Annotated in this window: 13 protein-coding genes and 1 CRISPR repeat array; of the genes, 7 read left to right on the top strand and 6 right to left on the bottom strand. The window is 37.5% G+C overall.

From position 1 onward, the window contains the following. Positions 1-60: 60 nt before the first annotated feature. A CRISPR array of direct repeats spans positions 61-2,134; the repeat unit is 30 nt; unit sequence GTTTTAGAAGTGACTATGAGGGATGGAAAC. A gap of 85 nt (positions 2,135-2,219) precedes the next feature. Continuing rightward, positions 2,220-3,146, bottom strand: a complete 927-nt coding sequence (locus AC3M61_RS03310; protein WP_500779489.1) for an aldo/keto reductase — start codon at positions 3,144-3,146, stop codon at positions 2,220-2,222. Positions 3,147-3,411: 265 nt separating this feature from the next. Here AC3M61_RS03310 and AC3M61_RS03305 point away from each other — a divergent pair, with 265 nt between their 5' ends. From AC3M61_RS03305 to AC3M61_RS03280, 6 genes are read left to right on the top strand one after another with little or no spacing between them, the layout of a single operon-like run. Continuing rightward, on the top strand, positions 3,412-7,080 hold the full coding sequence (locus tag AC3M61_RS03305) for a UvrD-helicase domain-containing protein (protein ID WP_500779488.1): 3,669 nt from the start codon (positions 3,412-3,414) through the stop codon (positions 7,078-7,080). Beyond that, entirely contained in the window at positions 7,077-10,463 is a 3,387-nt protein-coding gene (locus tag AC3M61_RS03300; RefSeq protein WP_500779487.1) for a PD-(D/E)XK nuclease family protein, read from the top strand. Before AC3M61_RS03305 ends, AC3M61_RS03300 begins: the two co-directional genes overlap by 4 nt. A gap of 43 nt (positions 10,464-10,506) precedes the next feature. Then, the gene (locus AC3M61_RS03295) at positions 10,507-11,286 is read left to right on the top strand and encodes a hypothetical protein (protein WP_500779486.1); all 780 of its coding nucleotides are present in this window, start codon (positions 10,507-10,509) and stop codon (positions 11,284-11,286) included. A gap of 27 nt (positions 11,287-11,313) precedes the next feature. Next, complete coding sequence (locus AC3M61_RS03290; protein WP_500779485.1) at positions 11,314-11,817, top strand: NUDIX domain-containing protein; 504 nt, start codon at positions 11,314-11,316, stop codon at positions 11,815-11,817. A 51-nt stretch (positions 11,818-11,868) separates the two neighbouring features. Beyond that, positions 11,869-12,843, top strand: a complete 975-nt coding sequence (locus tag AC3M61_RS03285) for a hypothetical protein (protein ID WP_500779484.1) — start codon at positions 11,869-11,871, stop codon at positions 12,841-12,843. A gap of 1 nt (position 12,844) precedes the next feature. Beyond that, entirely contained in the window at positions 12,845-13,774 is a 930-nt protein-coding gene (locus tag AC3M61_RS03280) for a DNA-methyltransferase (RefSeq protein WP_500779483.1), read from the top strand. Positions 13,775-13,809: 35 nt separating this feature from the next. On the opposite strand, the gene AC3M61_RS03275 is transcribed toward AC3M61_RS03280, so the two are convergent. The 4 genes from AC3M61_RS03275 to nadX are packed head-to-tail and all read right to left on the bottom strand — an operon-like array spanning position 13,810 to position 17,006. Beyond that, the gene (locus AC3M61_RS03275) at positions 13,810-14,460 is read right to left on the bottom strand and encodes a Dph6-related ATP pyrophosphatase (RefSeq protein WP_500779482.1); all 651 of its coding nucleotides are present in this window, start codon (positions 14,458-14,460) and stop codon (positions 13,810-13,812) included. Positions 14,461-14,498: 38 nt separating this feature from the next. Then, positions 14,499-15,320, bottom strand: a complete 822-nt coding sequence (gene nadC, locus AC3M61_RS03270) for a carboxylating nicotinate-nucleotide diphosphorylase (RefSeq protein WP_500779481.1) — start codon at positions 15,318-15,320, stop codon at positions 14,499-14,501. Beyond that, entirely contained in the window at positions 15,313-16,266 is a 954-nt protein-coding gene (gene nadA / locus AC3M61_RS03265; RefSeq protein WP_500779480.1) for a quinolinate synthase NadA, read from the bottom strand. Before nadA ends, nadC begins: the two co-directional genes overlap by 8 nt. Before the next feature lie 5 nt (positions 16,267-16,271). After that, positions 16,272-17,006: an aspartate dehydrogenase gene (gene nadX, locus AC3M61_RS03260; RefSeq protein WP_500779479.1), complete on the bottom strand. Its 735-nt coding sequence runs from the start codon at positions 17,004-17,006 to the stop codon at positions 16,272-16,274. A 275-nt stretch (positions 17,007-17,281) separates the two neighbouring features. On the opposite strand from nadX, the gene AC3M61_RS03255 reads away from it, so the two are divergent. Beyond that, the gene (locus AC3M61_RS03255) at positions 17,282-18,115 is read left to right on the top strand and encodes an endonuclease/exonuclease/phosphatase family protein (RefSeq protein ID WP_500779478.1); all 834 of its coding nucleotides are present in this window, start codon (positions 17,282-17,284) and stop codon (positions 18,113-18,115) included. 40 nt (positions 18,116-18,155) lie between these two features. Here AC3M61_RS03255 and AC3M61_RS03250 read toward each other — a convergent pair whose 3' ends face one another. Beyond that, complete coding sequence (locus AC3M61_RS03250) at positions 18,156-18,683, bottom strand: helix-turn-helix domain-containing protein (RefSeq protein WP_500779477.1); 528 nt, start codon at positions 18,681-18,683, stop codon at positions 18,156-18,158. Positions 18,684-18,694 lie beyond the last annotated feature (11 nt).

Below are 18,694 nucleotides of genomic sequence, written 5' to 3'. Positions count from 1 at the left end.
GACTATGAGGGATGGAAACACCAAATTCTACAATTGTACAAAATGCACCTAATGTGTTATGTTTTAGAAGTGACTATGAGGGATGGAAACTGTATTTGCTCTTTCGCTACCACAAGCACATCTGCTATTAGTTTTAGAAGTGACTATGAGGGATGGAAACATCTTCCTGACGTTTTGCACCTGATAGAGCTCTTCCAAAGTTTTAGAAGTGACTATGAGGGATGGAAACGTCTAAAATCATGACTATATTTGTAATAATAAAAATCAGTTTTAGAAGTGACTATGAGGGATGGAAACACTCCCATACGTCCAAATCTGTTATATAATCTCTTACTCCGTTTTAGAAGTGACTATGAGGGATGGAAACACCAAAACATCATCTATACTTTGAAGACTTCTCAGAAAAGGTTTTAGAAGTGACTATGAGGGATGGAAACGAAATTTCCCCTGTGCTCGAAATCTGAATTTCTTCGATTTCTATGTTTTAGAAGTGACTATGAGGGATGGAAACCACCACCTTAAAAGTGGTAACAATGCGACCTGCGGCAACCGTTTTAGAAGTGACTATGAGGGATGGAAACGGAGCCTTCGCAGGCACTCCGCCGTTTAGTCTTCTTACCACCCCGTTTTAGAAGTGACTATGAGGGATGGAAACAAACGCGCATTAAAAATATAGTTTGCTTCATCCAATAAAACTACGTTTTAGAAGTGACTATGAGGGATGGAAACACCACAACGTGCTGTGCTTCCCCACTCGCTAATAATCTTGTTTTAGAAGTGACTATGAGGGATGGAAACTGGAAAGCAAACTGTGGTGCAAATTCGATTGGTTCTCGTTTTAGAAGTGACTATGAGGGATGGAAACGTTTTGAGATTACGATGTCTCTTTTGTTCACGTTTAAGTATTGTTTTAGAAGTGACTATGAGGGATGGAAACAAAAAATGGCCCCGTTTCCATCCCTGACAAACAAGCTTAACCTAAGTTTTAGAAGTGACTATGAGGGATGGAAACCTCGGAGACGTTCCAATGAACTATACTCCCACACATCCAAAGTTTTAGAAGTGACTATGAGGGATGGAAACATGTAGAGGTATGGATACTTGTACTTGAGACCATAAATGTAAGCGTTTTAGAAGTGACTATGAGGGATGGAAACATCGCAACAGAAACTCAGGTTCTGGTTCGAATTTTTCGACGTTTTAGAAGTGACTATGAGGGATGGAAACACACAAGGCACATTACCTTATGCCTACCACCAATTACAGTTTTAGAAGTGACTATGAGGGATGGAAACCATCATCTATACTTTGAAGACTTCTCAGAAAAGTGTTTTAGAAGTGACTATGAGGGATGGAAACTTCAATCCCATAAATATAGTTTGTTTCAGTTTCAAAAACGTTTTAGAAGTGACTATGAGGGATGGAAACTGGAGCAGGTTTCAACTCTTCGACTTTCTTTCGCACGATTTTCGTTTTAGAAGTGACTATGAGGGATGGAAACAAATCCCGCACCTGTTTTTTTAATTTCGACCTCCATAAACGTTTTAGAAGTGACTATGAGGGATGGAAACTAGCTTCAGTATCTTCGAGAGATTTTTCGCGTTCCATCCTGTGTTTTAGAAGTGACTATGAGGGATGGAAACTCAGTCACCACCATAAAAACACCCCCTAACTACAGTTTTAGAAGTGACTATGAGGGATGGAAACTTTGCGCCACCACGACCATTGAAGCCTTAGATACTTCCCTGGGTTTTAGAAGTGACTATGAGGGATGGAAACTCATTTCATTTTCTTTTTTCATTCAATCCCTCCTTTTTTTAAAGTTTTAGAAGTGACTATGAGGGATGGAAACTCCCCCGAAGCTTGAATTTCTAAAAGTTCTATCGTTATCTGTTTTAGAAGTGACTATGAGGGATGGAAACTCTATTTGTCTTTTTGCTCGGGCATACTCAAACAACTGTTTTAGAAGTGACTATGAGGGATGGAAACCCGGATAATATTACATATACCAAAAACAATCTACCGTCCCACAGTTTTAGAAGTGACTATGAGGGATGGAAACTATGGGGCCCGAACTTCGATAAGGTTCTTTTCCATACCCTCGGTTTTAGAAGTGACTATGAGGGATGGAAACCTCGAAATAGGACATTCAGCTCTGAAAACAGCTAAAAAAATAAATGCCCTGGTGTTTTGCACCAGGGCAGTTTGATTTGTATTGGTTACGGAATCATATTCCCTGCAGCGATGTAAAGGCTATACCATTCTTCTCTTGTAAGTTCAACATCTTGTGCTTGGGCAATTTTTTTCAACCTATCCGGATTAGTTGTTCCAACGATTGGTTGAATCTTTGCCGGATGTCTCAAAATCCAAGCAATGGCGATTGCTTCTTTTGAAACGTTGTATTTCTTTGCTAAATATTCTAATTTAGCGTTTAAATCAGGGAATAGTGGGTTGTCTATAAATACCCCCTGTATATTTCCATATTCGTTGCCATACTGGAATGGAGACCATGCTTGAATTGTTATTCCTTTCAGCCTGCAGTATTCAAGCACACTCCCGTCTCTATTGATTGCTTGATGAAATTTTGTGTTTGCAAATATACCAGAGTCAATCATTCCTGTATTTGTCAAGCTTAGTTGAAGTTGGTTTGTTAATAATTTAAAATTCACGGCGCTACTTAGCAATTCAATCTGCATTGAGTTGAAATTGCTAACTCCAAAATATCTCACGTATCCTTTTGAATGAACGTAACTAAAAGCTTCGGCAATTTCTTCAGGTTCCATAAGTGTATCCGGTCTGTGCAAAAGCAGGACGTCGATGTTGTCTGTATCCAACCTTTTAAGAGCTTTTTCAACAGATGTGATGATATGTTCTTTTGAAAGGTCATAGAACCCACTTCTGATACCACATTTTGTTTGGATTATTACCTCATCCCTTGGTATTTTCAAATTTTTCAGTGCTTGAGCAAATACTTCTTCGGATTTCCCTCCACCGTAGATGTCTGCGTGGTCGAAGAAGTTGATACCTAGCTCAAGAGACGTGGCGATTAGTCTTTCTACCTCTGAGATGGGTTTATCCCAAATTCTCATACAACCGAGCCCGATAACTGGAACATCAAGTTCGTTACCGAGTTTCATTCGTTTCATACCTAATCACCTCCCCACGTTTTGTAGGCATTTTTAATTATACTACTTGAAACAATTACAAGTTCACAGTAAATTTACAGCTTATAGAACTTAGAGGTTGATTTTTCTCTTGAAAAGTCTAACTTCTACGTCTTATTTTGGAATTCTAAACTCTCCTATTCGCATGGCAAGAATAAGTGGTATAATAATGTATACTGATTGGTAAACTCTCGAATATTTTTGTGTGTTAAAATATTTCTGTAAACAATGTGAGGGGTGAGGTTATATGGAAAACTCAGGACTTAATTTAAGTTCCGAACAAAAAGTCACGGTTGCTGAGAAGGTAAGGAAGGAACCAAACAAGAATTATTTTATTTCGGCGTCTGCTGGGACGGGAAAGACGTATACGCTTACCAATTATTACATAGGCATCCTTGAGCAGCATGAACAAACAGGAGAAAGTGATATTGTTGACCGTATTGTAGCAGTTACGTTTACGAATAAAGCAGCAAATGAGATGAAGGATAGGATTGTCAAAGAGATACAAAAAAAGCTTGAAAGTTTGAGTGAGAATGATAGGGCTTATAGATACTGGAAAGATGTCTATAAAAACATGTCGAGGGCAATTATTTCTACAATCGATAGCTTTTGCAGAAGGATACTCATTGAGCAGAACATAGAGGCGGGGGTTGACCCGAATTTTAAGATAATAAACGAATTGAAGCAGAAAAAATTAATCGACAAAGCAACCCAAAGGGCTATCCAGCTTGCGTTTGATGTGTACGATGCCATCGAAAGCGGGGAGAATTACGTTGATAAAGTCACAAACTATTTGTACGGTTTGACAACGGAAAGGGCTAAGCGTATAAGAGAGTTTTCAGATGAACTTGCAAAAAGTAAGGAAGATATTTTTAGGTTGTTTGAAATTTTTGGAGATATATCTAACGTTGCCAAGAAAATTGAATCTGTTGTTACGAACTGGCGTTTGGAGTTGAATGAATCTAAGGTTAGTGAAAGGCTCTTAGAGGTTTTCGAAGAAGCCGGCGGGGCATTGCGAGCGTTCAGAAATATCTCGTTGATTGCAGCTGAGTTTTACGAGTCTGAAACGCTCGATAATTTTGAGTATGATTTCAAAGGTGTGCTTGAGAAAACAGTGAAGGTGTTACAAAACAGTACAATCAGAGAATATTATCAAAAACGATTCAAATACATCATCGTTGACGAATTTCAAGATACAAACGAACTGCAAAAGAAGATTTTTGATTTAATTCACACAGACAATAACTATATTTTCTATGTTGGCGACAGAAAGCAATCGATATATAGATTCCGTGGCGGAGATGTTTCAGTGTTTATTAAAACGATGAACGAGTTTGAGGAAAAGATAAAAAGCGGAAGAACAGACTATGAAATGCTCTCGCTTAATGTAAACTATAGGTCACACCCTGAGCTTATTGATTATTTCAATTACATATCTGAAAATACGATTTTCAACAACCATGTATATGAGGCACTCTCGGAAGGTCCAAATACATCGAAAACTACCAACAATAAATCAAAGTCGAAAAAGAAAGATAAGAATAAGTCGCAGGCTAATGCGGAAGATATTGCCTTAAATGATGTATCACAAAACATTAGCGAAATACTTTCAACAGAAAGAGATGAAAATATCTACATTCATGAGGTCTTTAGATTACGCTATCCGGAACTTTACCAAAAACTCTGGTTTATTCGAAAAGATGATGAGTCAAATCCTGCGTTTTCACCAGATTCAAATGATTTTTTACCGGGGGATTTAAGGAGAGTAAATTACATAACCATCTCTAAAGCATCTTTGTTGGAAAATACACAAGAAAATGGTGAGAACACCGAAGGAGTTGGGTTAGACGGAGATAACCAAGGTCCTGGAAAAACGAAAAAGTTGAAAGATGTGGACGAGAGAGAACTTGAAGCCTTTCATGTGGCTAAGGTTATAAAGTCCCTTGTTGGTAAAGAAATGACGTTTTATGAAAAACAAGATGGGAAATTTGTCCCCATTTTAAGAAAGGTAACCTTCAAAGACTTTGCTATCCTTTCCTACAAACTTGAAGGGATTGAGGATGTCTACAGAGAAGTTTTTGCAAGAGAAGGCATTCCTCTTTATATAGTCAAGGGTAGAGGTTTTTACCGAAGACCTGAAATAAAGGCGGTTATATCTGCGCTGTATGTCATCCAAAACCCAAATAGTAACTACTACTTCACGCAGTTTTTCTTTACACCTTTCACAGATAATGTAGAACAAAATTCAGAAGATGAATTTCAGAATGGTAAGTTTAAGATTTTCCACAAGATAGTGACAAGATACAGAGAATCAAAAGGACAAGGGCTAAAAAAATCCCTTTTCCAATGTGCGAAAGAACTTACCGAAGAAAATGAATTACCTGAGAATGTTGCTAAGATGATTAAGCTTGTTGCAAAATACGACGAGCTCAAATATTACCTAAGGCCAGCAGAAACTTTAAAGTTGTTCGTTAAGGAGAGTGGATATTTAAGAAAAATAGCACATTATCCGAATTCCAGCCAAAGGTTGAGAAATGTTCGGAAGTTACTCGAGCAAGCTACGGAGTTCGATGACCAAGCACCAACTTTCTTTGAACTTACAAGGCTCCTTGAACGTATCTCGGAAGTTCAGGAGGTTGAGGCCTCTGAGATTTCTGAAGAGGAAGATGTTGTAAGAATGATGACAATACATGCGTCAAAGGGATTGGAGTTTAATATAGTCTTTCTTGTGAATAACGATGGTGTTGATAGAGCTGAAGAAAAGACTTTCTTTCCAGAAAGTGAAGATGGGAATGGAAGGTATGTATACATAAGTCAATTTTTGGACAAGGCACTCAAAAAGTTTGAAACATCTAAAGTGACAAGGGAATTGGAGAAAGAACTCAAAAAACTTCTTGAAGCGGAGGTCATATACGATAAAACTGAAATTTTGAGAAAAGTATATGTCGCTATCACAAGGGCAAAGGAGATGCTTTTTGTTGTGGATTTGCAAAAGAATAAAAACCAAGGCACTCCTGCTATAAAATACCTGAATCCTAAGGGATTCGAGGAAAAAATTAAGATAATTTCAAGTCTTGAAGAGATTGATAAGATTGCTGGTATTAGCGTTGAATTTGTATCAGAAAAACAAGAGTTCGCAGAAGAAACGAGTATCCAATCCCTTCAGGATTTAGAAAACGCGGTCGATGAAGGTCTTATTTTCTCAGATTTCACACCGAAAGCTTACAAACGTTATATTTCACCAACCCTGCTCTATGGTATTAAAGACGAAAAAAGTGATCTTGAATCTGTTGACGAATCAAGTGAGGATTTTGAAAGTGCAGATACGATTTCTATTACATCAGCAAGCAATTTTGAAGCATCGAAAGCCAAAGCAAGGTTGAAGGCGTTAAACTCACTTTTGGAAAAGGCTTCGGAAATTGCGCGTGGTAAACAGATTCATTTAATGCTTGCAAGTGTGACAAAGTATGAACAGCTGAAGCTACTTGTCGAGCAGAACGTTCTTCCAGAGAAAATACTCAATGTGCACATTCTTGAATCGCTCTTCAATGAAAGTGAAAAGATATTCTCGGAATGGAGATTGGCAAAGAGCATAGAGATATACGATGAAAAATTAAAAGAAAGAAAAACTTACATTCTCTTCGGTGTTCCTGACAAGGTCTTTTTGAAAGATGGAGAATTCTACGTTGTGGATTTCAAGAGTGCAGACCTGTACGGTGAAGCAGAGGAAATTGAACGATACATGTTCCAGGTAAAATTTTATATGATGCTTCTTTCAGACCTTGGAAAGGTTCATTGTGGCTACCTTGTTAGTGTTCCAAAAGGACAAGCATTGAGAATAAACCCACCCGGTGAAGATTTCCTTGATGAGATTATTGACAGAATTAAGCAATTCGAGGAGTTGATGAGCATATGAGTAATAAGAAAAATGGTAGGATAGCTTACGTTGTTCCTATTGACAGGAATCATTTTGAGTTCGTTGCGAATCAAATTGCAGGACTTTACGAAGAGGACCCTTTAAATTTTCTTTTCATCGGTCCTTCTGGATTTTATGTCAGACAGATTGCGGATAACGTGGCAAGGCAAATTAATAAAACCATCAACAGGGATGCGTTTAGGGTTATCAACCAGTACGTTACTGAAATACTCAGGTTGAACAATTACGATGCGGAAGTGTTTGATAGAGATTTCTACACAGTATACGTTACAGATGTTATCGATAAAATTCAAAGCGATGCGAAGTTCGCTGGTGACAGCCAAAAGCAGATTATTCTGAGAACACTTGCCAAGTCTCCAACGATAATTGAATACATCGTAGATCTTTTCGAAAAAATCTGGGAGTTGAACCTTTATGGAGACAGTGGAAGAACTGAAGCGGAATTGACAGGCACGTATGCGCTGATTCGGGATGTAATGCAAAATCCGACAACGCCATTTGCCGAGATACTCAACGAAGTTATCCGAAAAATGGAGCAATCCGCAGAAAGGCTTAAAGGCAAGAAGATATATGACCCTATAAGTGTTTACAGATGGTATGTAGACCAGGCGGAATACGTAGAACCAAATAGGAAATACCTTGTTCTGAGCGGATTTCTCGATATCTCCCCGCTTATTCGAAAGGCATTAATGAAAATGATGGAAAAATCGGAGAATGTGTTTTTCTTTGTTTGGCAGAAACCTGCAGATTTTTCTTTCGACCAGCTCGACGAAGTCTACAGCTTCCTTGAGTTAGCTGGATTTGAAATAAAAACAGATTTCTGTAAGCAAAGGATAATATCATTAAGAGAGCTAATCGATAATGTAAGACGGATAAAAATTCCGGTTGAAAACGAACTTTACCAATACAATTATGTAGCTAGTCAAGTGAAGAAATTACTCTTACAAGGTGAACGACCCGATGATATAGCAATTATTACGCCATCAGGCTCTATAGCCAAAAGGCTTATGGAAGAGTTCAACGAAGCGAAAATACCCTACAGATATAGTGGAAAGATACCTATCACTCAGAGCAAAGTTGTCCAAATCCTCACACAACCTCTGGAAACGTATTTCAACGAATTCAAAACAGAGAACTTGCTTGCGATAATTGAATCTCCATTGATACCTGAACGAAAGCTCACAATGGATGAAATAGAAGACCTTTTCAAGCAATTCGGATATTACTCGGTAAACTTAACACTCAGCATACTAAGAGACCATGAGAAAAGATACGAGATATTCTTTAGGAGCTTGGATAACGAAATAGAAGAAATAGAACGACAAAAAGAAAAAGGGGAAATAGAAGAAGATGTGTATTTTGAAACCATCAAACGCTTAGAACAACTCAAAGAATTTAGAAGTGTTATCGAGAAACTCTTCAGTATACTCGATGAAATAGACCAAAACAACGGTAAAACCAATTTCTTCGAATGGTACCGAATGTTCATACTAAGGTATTCCAAGAATTTCGAAAAAGCCTTCGAAGAATCAGAAGAGGAAGGATTTTCTGAGCACAGAGCAGAAAGGGTTGAAGTGTCACGAAGCCTTGGAAACGAAGTAAACGCATTTTCAAAATTCATAGAGACTATAAACAAACTCGAAGACTACGTTGAAAAGATTGTTGAGCTTGGTGAGAGAACAAAGATAGAAGGATGGAAAAAAATATACAGACTTCTCACGGTGATGCTTAATTCTTCAGGTTACAGAGAAACTTTCAAATCTGCGAATGTAGTTGATATTGTTGACCTTTCAAATGCACGGTTCTTGAGTAAAAAATACAAATTCTTCCTGGAGTTTACAGATGATTATTATCCGTCTATTGAAAAGATAAATCCACTACTTTTCAAAACGAACAGCGAACGCTCAAAGATTTACGAAATGATAGAGGAGCGGGAACGTAGGTCACTTGTACTTTCAATCATGTTCAGTGATGAATCGCAACTTGTTGTCCCTCTTGCTACGAATACAGGTGATATGCTTGTTCCTTCGAAATATCTCAGTGAATTTGCGGAGTTGGAAAATGAACGGAAAAAATTTGTTCCTACTCTTTCGGATATATATTCTGAAATAGATTACGAAATTGAAAAGCTGAAACTCGAGAAATTGGAGAAACCATCGAGTTTTAGTTTAGCTGAGGATGAATTTATCGTCGGTGGGGTGGAAGTTAACGAGTTTAGCTACAACAAGATAAACACGTATATGAAGTGTCCTCTACAGTTTTACTTCCAGCAGGTAGTAGATATTTACAAACCAGGTACGACTATTGAGAGCAAAAAATCTATTAACGACGGATTGATTGTCCACCGTGTGATGAACAAATTTTTTGGAGAGTTCTTGAAAAAGACTATTTTTGAGGTGGACGAAAAGCAAGTAATCGGCTGGGTAGATGAAGAGTACAGAAAACTTTACTCTGAAGGTATTTACGCACATTCCATTCCAAGACGAATGAAGGTTGAAGAAATCTCAAAAAATCTTTTGCCACTTTTAAAGGCATTTGTGCGAGATAAAAAAGTGATAAACTTAAAACAAAGAAGTATTAGTGTTTCTGAATGGTATCTGGAAGGAGAACTAGAAAAACCAACAACTGCAAATAAAGAAGAGCTTATTTCAGAAAAAATCTTGAGCCTCGAGAAGGAATTTACAGCACAGTATGGGAAATATTCTTTCATTGCGAGGGTGGACCGAATTGATGAAGTTTCCGTGTTGGCAAGTAAAAATTCTGAAACTAACGGAAAGACTAATCATTTTTTAGATGATGGAAGTGACGAAGGAGAAGGATACGCTATTCTTGATTACAAGTATGCAGATGTTAGAAATTATTCTACTATTGAACAACTGATGTTTTATGACTGGATTCTACAAAAATCAAATGACAGTGCAATTAATACTGGTGACAGAGTTTATTTCATCCTCTTCTCACTCAAACCAGACGGCAAAGGAAAGTACACCTACGAGTATGAATACGCAAAACGCCAAAACGATGGTGATTTACCAAAAATATTCCTGCCGATTGGGAAGCGAGGAACAATATCTGGCTATACTACTTTCGATTACGAGATATTCGAAAACTGGCTTATGGAATTAATTAGTATGATAACAGAGGAAGGTAGCTTTACTCCTGTTTTCTTGGAGAGTGATATGAAATCATTCGTTAAACTTGCCATGCGGTTAGTTAATGAAGAAGGACAAGAACTAATCGTTCCAAAAGGTTCAAAGGAAACGAGAAATTGCAGGAGTGCTACAAATCCTGCCTACAACTGTCCGTATGAGCCTATATGCTCAATGTTTGAAATCTACGGAGTAAAACTGAAGAAGGGGTGATAAAATAGTATCAGCCATTTATCTATTTGAGGGGGTGGTTGCTGTGAGAATATACTTCGATAAGGTGTTCCAATTACAAGAACTTATGCAATATGCGGCACCGAGTGTTATCCAAGTAGGGAACAATTTACAAATTGATTTGCATTCCACAAATGTATTGAACTTCATGATGCTTGAGCCTGTGGGTGAATCTGTTGAAGAACTAATGGGTATTGAGTTAAACTGCATAGAATATGACCCAACAGCAAGTGTCGAATTATTAGAGTTTGGAGATTTAATCGAATTTGATGAGAAAAACTTTGAAAAATTCAAGGTGGCAAATGTTATAGCTCGATACGTGAAAAATCAAAAATCTTCGAACGAGCCAAGGTTTTTGAAGGTTGAGAATTCTTTGTACGGTGTTGAAGTTGTTTTAAGTGTCGAACAGAAATTTTTGCTTAGCCATGCAGAGTTCTTTGCCCACAAAGGGTTTACATTTCTTCTCGATTGCATGATAGCCTCGATGCTTGGTCAACTCATGAAAAATGAACCAGTAAAAATCTTAAGTTCAGAACCTTTGATGTATCGCTTAGATTTGGAAAATATTACCGGAGAAAAAGCTGAAGAACTTGGTCAAAGGTTTTCTGAAGTCAATACAAAGATGGTGGATATGATAGACGGTATGTTTATTTTACTAAAAGGTATTGCTGAGAAGTTTAAAGATAGCGTTTTGGAAAAGTATCGAGAAAGTATAATCCCCATTTTGACTGAAGGTGTTGATTTAGATAAGTATATAAGCGAACTTCAGATGCTTGAAGGGGTATTGAAAAGCTTGAAAATATAAATTTTGAAGAAGGAGACTATGTATAAGATGATACGATACGAGAAATTAGTTGAATCGTTGAAAAAGAATGAAAAACAAAAAGTTGCTACAATTTGCTATGCAGAAAATGATGGAAAAATATTATTTTTGCTCAGGAAAAAAGAACCTTTTTCTGGATACTTGGTGCCTCCTGGGGGACATGTTGAAAAAGACGAAGATGTTGAATCAGCAACGAAGAGAGAATTTCTGGAGGAAACAGGTCTTGAGCTTGTAGATTTGAAGCTAAAAATGGTAACTTCCGAAATAGGACCGGAAGATTATAATTGGATACTTTTTATATTTGTTGGAAAGACGAAAGAAACGAAATTTGTAGAGAGTGAGGAGGGAAGTCTTTCTTGGATAGAAAAGGAAAAAATATTGAGTGAGAATCTCTCGCCAATAGACAAACTCCTTGTTCCGTATATACTTGATGGAACGGATATTGTGTGGAAAGCAGAGATTGAATACAATGATGAGAAAGAAGTATTTCGGTGGCATGTAATAGAATTATAAAATTCAAATACCAAAAGATAGCATTGCATAGAGAGAAAGGTGACTCGAGATATGATAAGACAACTTTGGGATAAAGAAGAAGAAGCGAAGTTCTTCAGAACCTATTTAAAGAGGGTTGAACCAGAAAAACTGTTTTATTACCTTAAAGAAGAAGAACTCTATTATGCATATTATCCTAAGAGTTATAAAGGTAAAAAAACAACACTTCAAAGCAGAAACACTCTTATCGGAGAATACACTGAAGAATGGGTTTGGAAGATTCTAAATAAGATTATTGAAGACGGTTCTAAAGACTCACAATTCAAAGAATTGTTTAATGGACGAAATCTCCGCGTCATTAAGCATCTTGTATGTGAGGAACTCGGACTGGGTAGTGGCTCTCCTGCAGATATAGCTATTATTAGATCTGATAAAAGTAAAGTGAACCCCGAAGATATACTCTTAATTGTTGAAGTCAAAATGTCGATTGTTTGGAACTGGAGCTATTCATCAAAAACAAATGAGTTAGAATGCAAAGGAGATTTCACTGAACACCAAGGTAATCCCTCGTTGTTAAGATCAGACAGCATGTTGAAAGCGATTGGGAAATCTTTGGGCATTAGACTAAAAGCTGCTGAGAAATTCCCAATACCCGTAATTGTTCTTGGTAATACCCCGATAACAGAGCATTATGCAGAAATGGTTGATAAATTGAAAGAGAAGGGAATTATTCAGGGATTCTACTCTTTGAATCCTTCATTGGTTAAGGACATACAATCCTCTAATGATGTTGCACACAGTAAAGGTAGAAAAAAGGGCTATATTATAAAAACAAAGCATGAGGGTTTCTTAACAGTGGAAAGTTATGATGATTTTAAAAACAGGATATTAACTCTTATAAAAGACTTTGTTGAAAACAAATCCGTATTCTTTTCATGCTTGATAGACAAGGCATTTCTCGGTAGAATAATAGAAAAGGCAAGCAAAGAGGAGAACTATGAAAAAATGGCAGAAGTCTTCGTTGAGCTTCTGCAGGATGGTGAGTAGGATGCGTAGGAGAAATGGTACTGTCACAAGCTCGTTCGGTGTTTCTGGAAGAAGTAACCACGATTCTACACCTTTCTATAACAGCAATTTGTATAGTGGACTACAAAAAGAAAAAGACGTAGAGTATGTCGAGAATCCATTAAACAAGGATGTTCTAAATAAAATTTTCCCTAAGAGTAGTGAAAATATGGATGAACTACCAGATAACAGTATACATCTCATGGTCACTTCTCCACCTTACAATGTTGGCAAAGAATATGATAAGAACCTAACTCTTACCGAATACAGGGAATTTTTAAAAAGAGTTTGGAAAGAAGTATATCGTGTGCTTGTTCCCGGAGGGCGGGCATGCATAAACATAGCGAATTTGGGGCGCAAGCCTTACATTCCATTGCATGCGTATATTATAGAGGATATGCTGGAAATAGGGTTTCTAATGCGCGGAGAAGTCATTTGGAACAAAGGTGCAACGGCAAGTTCATCTACAGCATGGGGTAGTTGGATGTCAGCAACGAATCCAACGTTAAGAGACGTGCATGAATACATTTTGATTTTTTCTAAGGAGACGTTTACTAGGAAAAATCCGAGTGGTAGGAAGAGTACAATAGCGAAAGAAGAATTCTTGGAATTCACAAAGAGCGTATGGACGTTTTCTGCGGAGTCTGCAAAAAAGATAGGACATCCAGCGCCTTTTCCAATAGAACTTCCATATCGTTGTATTCAGTTATACACGTTCGAAAATGAGGTAGTCCTTGACCCATTTATGGGAAGTGGTCAAACAGCAATAGCAGCACTCATGACCAACAGATTCTATGTAGGTTATGAGATTAACGAAGAGTACGTAAAACTTGCTAATAAAAGAATTGAAGAAATTCGTATGAAACTGGAAAATAATTTTCCACTTTTCGAATGGTTCAGGGAGAATAAGTAAAGAGCGAGTGTGCAAACTCGCTTTTTTGGTGATATTTATATCCCGACTATCAAATACTCATTTTTCTCAGTCGAATAATTCCCAACAATCTTTATCCTAATCGGCTTTTTAAAAATAGGCCCGTCGTAAACTACTGTATGATATTCGCCATTTTCACCTGAAAGGTCGATGTTAAGTTTTTCGATAAGCTTTAATGTTTCACTTTCTTGCAGGTCTTTTCCAAGCAGTTCTTTGTATTCCTTTTTGGTTGCTATAATCTTTGCTTTAAAGCCTTCTTTCAAAAATTCTTCCAGCAACTTCTCCCTCGGCTCAAGCCATAAGGGTTCTAACGCTGTCACGTTATATGTTTTGCATACACGTTCAACCCAATCTTTGTGTTCTTGTAAGTCGATATCTCCAAATATACCTATGCCGTTTTGTGCATGCTCTTTCAAAAATTCAAGAAACTCTCGTTCGTAAGTTTCCCAAGTGGCACATCTTATTATGGAACGTGCTCCTATGCTTTCAGCCTGCGCTGTGATGATTTCTCTTGGCAACCCATGTGCACGGGTATGAATGCAAGTTTCATCAAACATGGTGAAGAGAATATCTACTTTTTTCAGTTCTTTTAAAGCTCTATTCAATGCTAAGGCAGAGTCTTTCCCGCCACTCCATGAAGAGAAGATGACTTTATCTTGTGAAAGCAATTTCAATCCCTCCAATGGTTTATTCTTTACGCAGAATTTTATTCTATCTCCAAACTAAAATCAATGTATTTTACCTCGCTTGTGAGCCTTCCAATAGAGATTACGTCTATATATTCGCAGAGGTATTCTTCTATTTTATCAGGATTCACCCCTCCAGAAAGTTCGATTAGCACATGTGGGTATTTTTCCTTTAACGCTTTTGCCACTCGACAAGCTTCTTGTGGGGAAAAATTATCAAGCATTACTATATCTGCTCCTGCCTCACATGCCTCGAAAGCCATTTGCTCAGTTTCTGCTTCTACTTCTATCTTTTTACCGAACGAAAGTATTTTTTTCACTTGCTTGACGGCTTCAGAAACCGAACCATAAAGCTTTATGTGGTTGTCTTTAATCATTGCACAATCGAATAAGTTCAGTCGGTGAGTATCTCCTCCTCCATGAATAACCGCGAGTTTTTGCATTTCACCAACGAATGGAATAGTCTTTCTTGTTGCCGCAATTTTGACCTTTCCATTTGTTCTTTCAACGATATTTCTTACTTTTGTTGCCACACCACTCATGAATGAGAGAACATTCAAAATTGTGCGCTCACATATGAGGAGGTTATAAGCATCTCCGAAAATTTTAGCAACTGAGCCTTTTTTCACAACATCTCCATCTTTACATGAAAATTGTATAGTCAAGTTAAACCGTTTGCATACATCTTGAACAATCTCCACACCTGAAACGACGGCTGACGGTTCTTTGAGTAATATCTCTCCTGATACATTTTTTCCTCTAAGAGGATACGATGCGAAGTCTATGAAATGCTCATCTTTTCTTATCAGTTCAACAATGGCATCAACTATCTTTTCATGCACTTTTCATCACCTTCGCATCTTTTGATTCAGTGATTTCAAGCATTTTTCCAATAGCTTTTCTTGCTTTTTTAGCTATTTCTTCATCTACATGCACTTCAATTTTTTCTTCCAAAAGAGCGATATAGGTGTTTTTCAAATTGTTCTTTTTCATGTTATAGCAAACCATAGCAGGAACGGGAATGAATATTTTATCTGGATAGAGTTTTTGGAGTTTTGCAATCATTCCAACTTCGGTAACTACGATTAATTTCTTTGCGTTTGTGGTTGCTGGATATTTCTCCATTTGAGATGTACTACCGACAAAGTGTGCTAAGTCTCTAATGCCTTTTGGAACTTCAGGGTGTGCCATTATTTCTGCATCCGGATGGAGGTTTATAAGTTGTTTCAGTTGCTCTTCTTTAACATAGTTATGGACATAGCAATAGCCTGTTTCGCCTGGAATTGGGATGATGTTTTTGCCTGTTTTTTCCGCAACATATGATGCAAGGTTTTTGTCAGGACCAAAGAGCACGGTATCCGAATCAATGGCTTTAACAATGTCAACAGCATTTGCGGAAGTGCAAACAACATCTGCGTAGGCTTTTACTTCTGTTCGGCTATTGACGTAGACAACAAACGGAGCATTGTATTTTTCTTTGAATTTGACAACATCTTCCACAGACAATGAATTTGCCATAGGGCATGTTGAATGCCTTACTGGAACGATAATTTTTTTCTCGGGGTTGAGAACTTTCATGACCTCTGCCATGAAGTCTACTCCAAGGAAAAGTATTTTCTTTGCATCTATTTTTGTAACCATTCTTGCCAATTGGAGTGAATCACCGATATAATCAGCAATTTCCTGTAATTCAGGAATTTGGTAATTGTGTGCTACAATAACGTATCCTTTTTCATTTGCAAGCTTCCTTATATCCTCAGGTCTTACACTTACTGCGCTCATCAACATAGTTATCAACCTCCAATTCTAAATTTTTCTGTTCTCTTTTTCAATGTGGCAGCAAGTGACAATGGAGCGAGATAGCTTGTTTTTGGATTGGGTGATGGTTTATTCTTGTGGATGATTTTGTATTCCCCAACAGATGAAAGAATGTTTATCTCATGTACATTTTGCTCAATTGTTGGGTCAGCAATGATAAGTATGTTAACTTTATTGAAATCTCCAGTAGCCAAGGAGAGTGTGACAGAGACATTTGTGTTTTGTGGGAATTTTTTGATAGCTTCACGTGCATTTCCGCTAAAAATAACTTGCTCTTGTGATAAATTCTCCAATCCGAAGGCTTTAGGAGGTTTCCTCGTTACAAGTTCAACCTTTTCTATGTAATTACGAATTGAATATATGATATCAAGTCCACCAATTGCTCCTGAAGGGATAAAAACATTCGATTCTGAGTTTTTCAGTTCCTCCATGAATTTGTCGAAAAATTCCTGTTCAGAAAATGCACCAGAACTGATTATGTAGAAGTCCTTACCACTTTTGAGTACGTCAAAGCCATATTGTTTAACAGCTTCTACACTTGCACATTCGACGACAACGTCTACTTCATTTGGAACGGTAAAATCACTCATTCTTTCACACGGAAGGTTTGTTTCAACCACATCGTAATACCAGCATTTTTCGATATGGTCTTTGAGCTCGTTGTATACGATGTTTGCTATATTACCACCGCCGATGAATAATATTTTCATTCTTGAATACCTCCCTTTGCCTTATTGACAGTAATTCGCTCTCTGACGCAATTATACTCTTACTGATAATTAATGTCAAATTGTGTAAAGTAGTGAAGAAATGATTTTTTTCCACGAAAACGGAGCTAAGTTATAAAAGTGAGTGTAAAATAATATCGTGTTACTTTCAAATATTCTCCGGATTTTATGAGGTTGAGTTTTTGCACGTTTGTGATGCAGGAAAGCTTTAGGTTTTTATTTTTATCGTAATTTGAAGAAAGGAGAAGAAACTTAACATGAAGACATTGCGGATTTTAACACTAAACTTGCACACTTACCAGGAAGTAGTTCTTGAAAAGGACGATACCTTAGAGACGTTTTTGGAAAAGTACAAGCCTATACAACAAAGGATTGCAAGTTTTATTATTGACAGGGGAGTTGATTTTGCATTTTTTCAAGAAGCTGGACAGTATATCGACGATTTGCCAGACAAAGAAGTGTTTGGAATAAAAATTAAGAAAAGCAATTACGTTAGGATTTTGGCTGAACTTATTGCTCGGAAAAAGTATTCCTTTGTTTGGGATATTTCACACTATGGTTTTGGTGTGTGGGAAGAAGGACTTGGGATTATTTCCAACAAGCCATTTATGGAGTTCGAAAGTAGGTATGTTTCTAAGGAGAAAGATTTAAGAAGTTTTTATTCAAGGAAAGTTGTTAGGGCAAGAGTTAGAGATGGTGATGACTTGATAGATCTTTATTGTGTTCATCTAAATTGGAAAGAAGCGGGATTTGTGGAAGAATTTTTAAATTTGGTGAGCTGGATTGAGGAAATTGGAAACGATAAATTTGTGATTTCGGGGGATTTCAACATTCCGTATGGTTCCGAAGAATATCAGTTTGTCATTAACAGTAGAATTTTTGGGAAAAGATTAATCGATACGTGGGCTATCGCCAATCCTGGAAATCCAGCTCAACCAACTTTTCGAGGAGACATACTTTCAAAGGGAAGTGAACGGATAGACTATATATTTATCCCCGAAGGATGGGAAGTGAAAAATTCGGAGATTGTGTTTGATAAAGAAAGAGTATCTGACCATATGGGAATATTTTGCGAAGTTTCTAGTAAGTAAAAAGACAAAAATAAAGGGGACTTAACGCCCCTTTGCATTTTTAGATTGTCTGTATCCACAAAATCTTTGCTTTTTCTTTTCCAGGGTTTCTCATGTAATGGATGCAGTCCCCTGAGTAATAGAAACAGTCTCCTTCATTGGCGCGGTATCTTTTTCCATCGATGTAGATATCAACGGAACCTTCAATAACGTAACCGAATTCATCACCATCGTGGTAACCTTCTTGTTCGGTTTGCGCTCCAGGTTCTAATTCAACAATCTTGGCATCGAGTTCCTTATCTTCTACAGCATCCATAAGGATTTCGATATTCACACCCTTTGGTAGGTCGTACACAGGCACGCGTTCGCCCTTTTTGAATATTATCTTTTTCTGTTCATCGGAGAAAAAATGCTTCAAATCTGTTCCCAGAACGCGTAATATCCTTTCCAGTGTTTCAACCGAAGGAGAGACTTTGTCACTTTCAAGTTGGGAGATGAAACTTCTTGATAAGTCACATCGGTCAGCCAATTCTTCTTGGGTATAACCTCTTGCTAAGCGGAGTCTTTTCAATTTACTTCCCAATTTCATCGTTTCACCCC

The sequence above is a fragment of the Fervidobacterium sp. genome, assembly GCF_059913585.1.
Note: the sequence above shows the minus strand (reverse complement) of the source record. Positions and strands in the feature narration are given on the sequence as shown.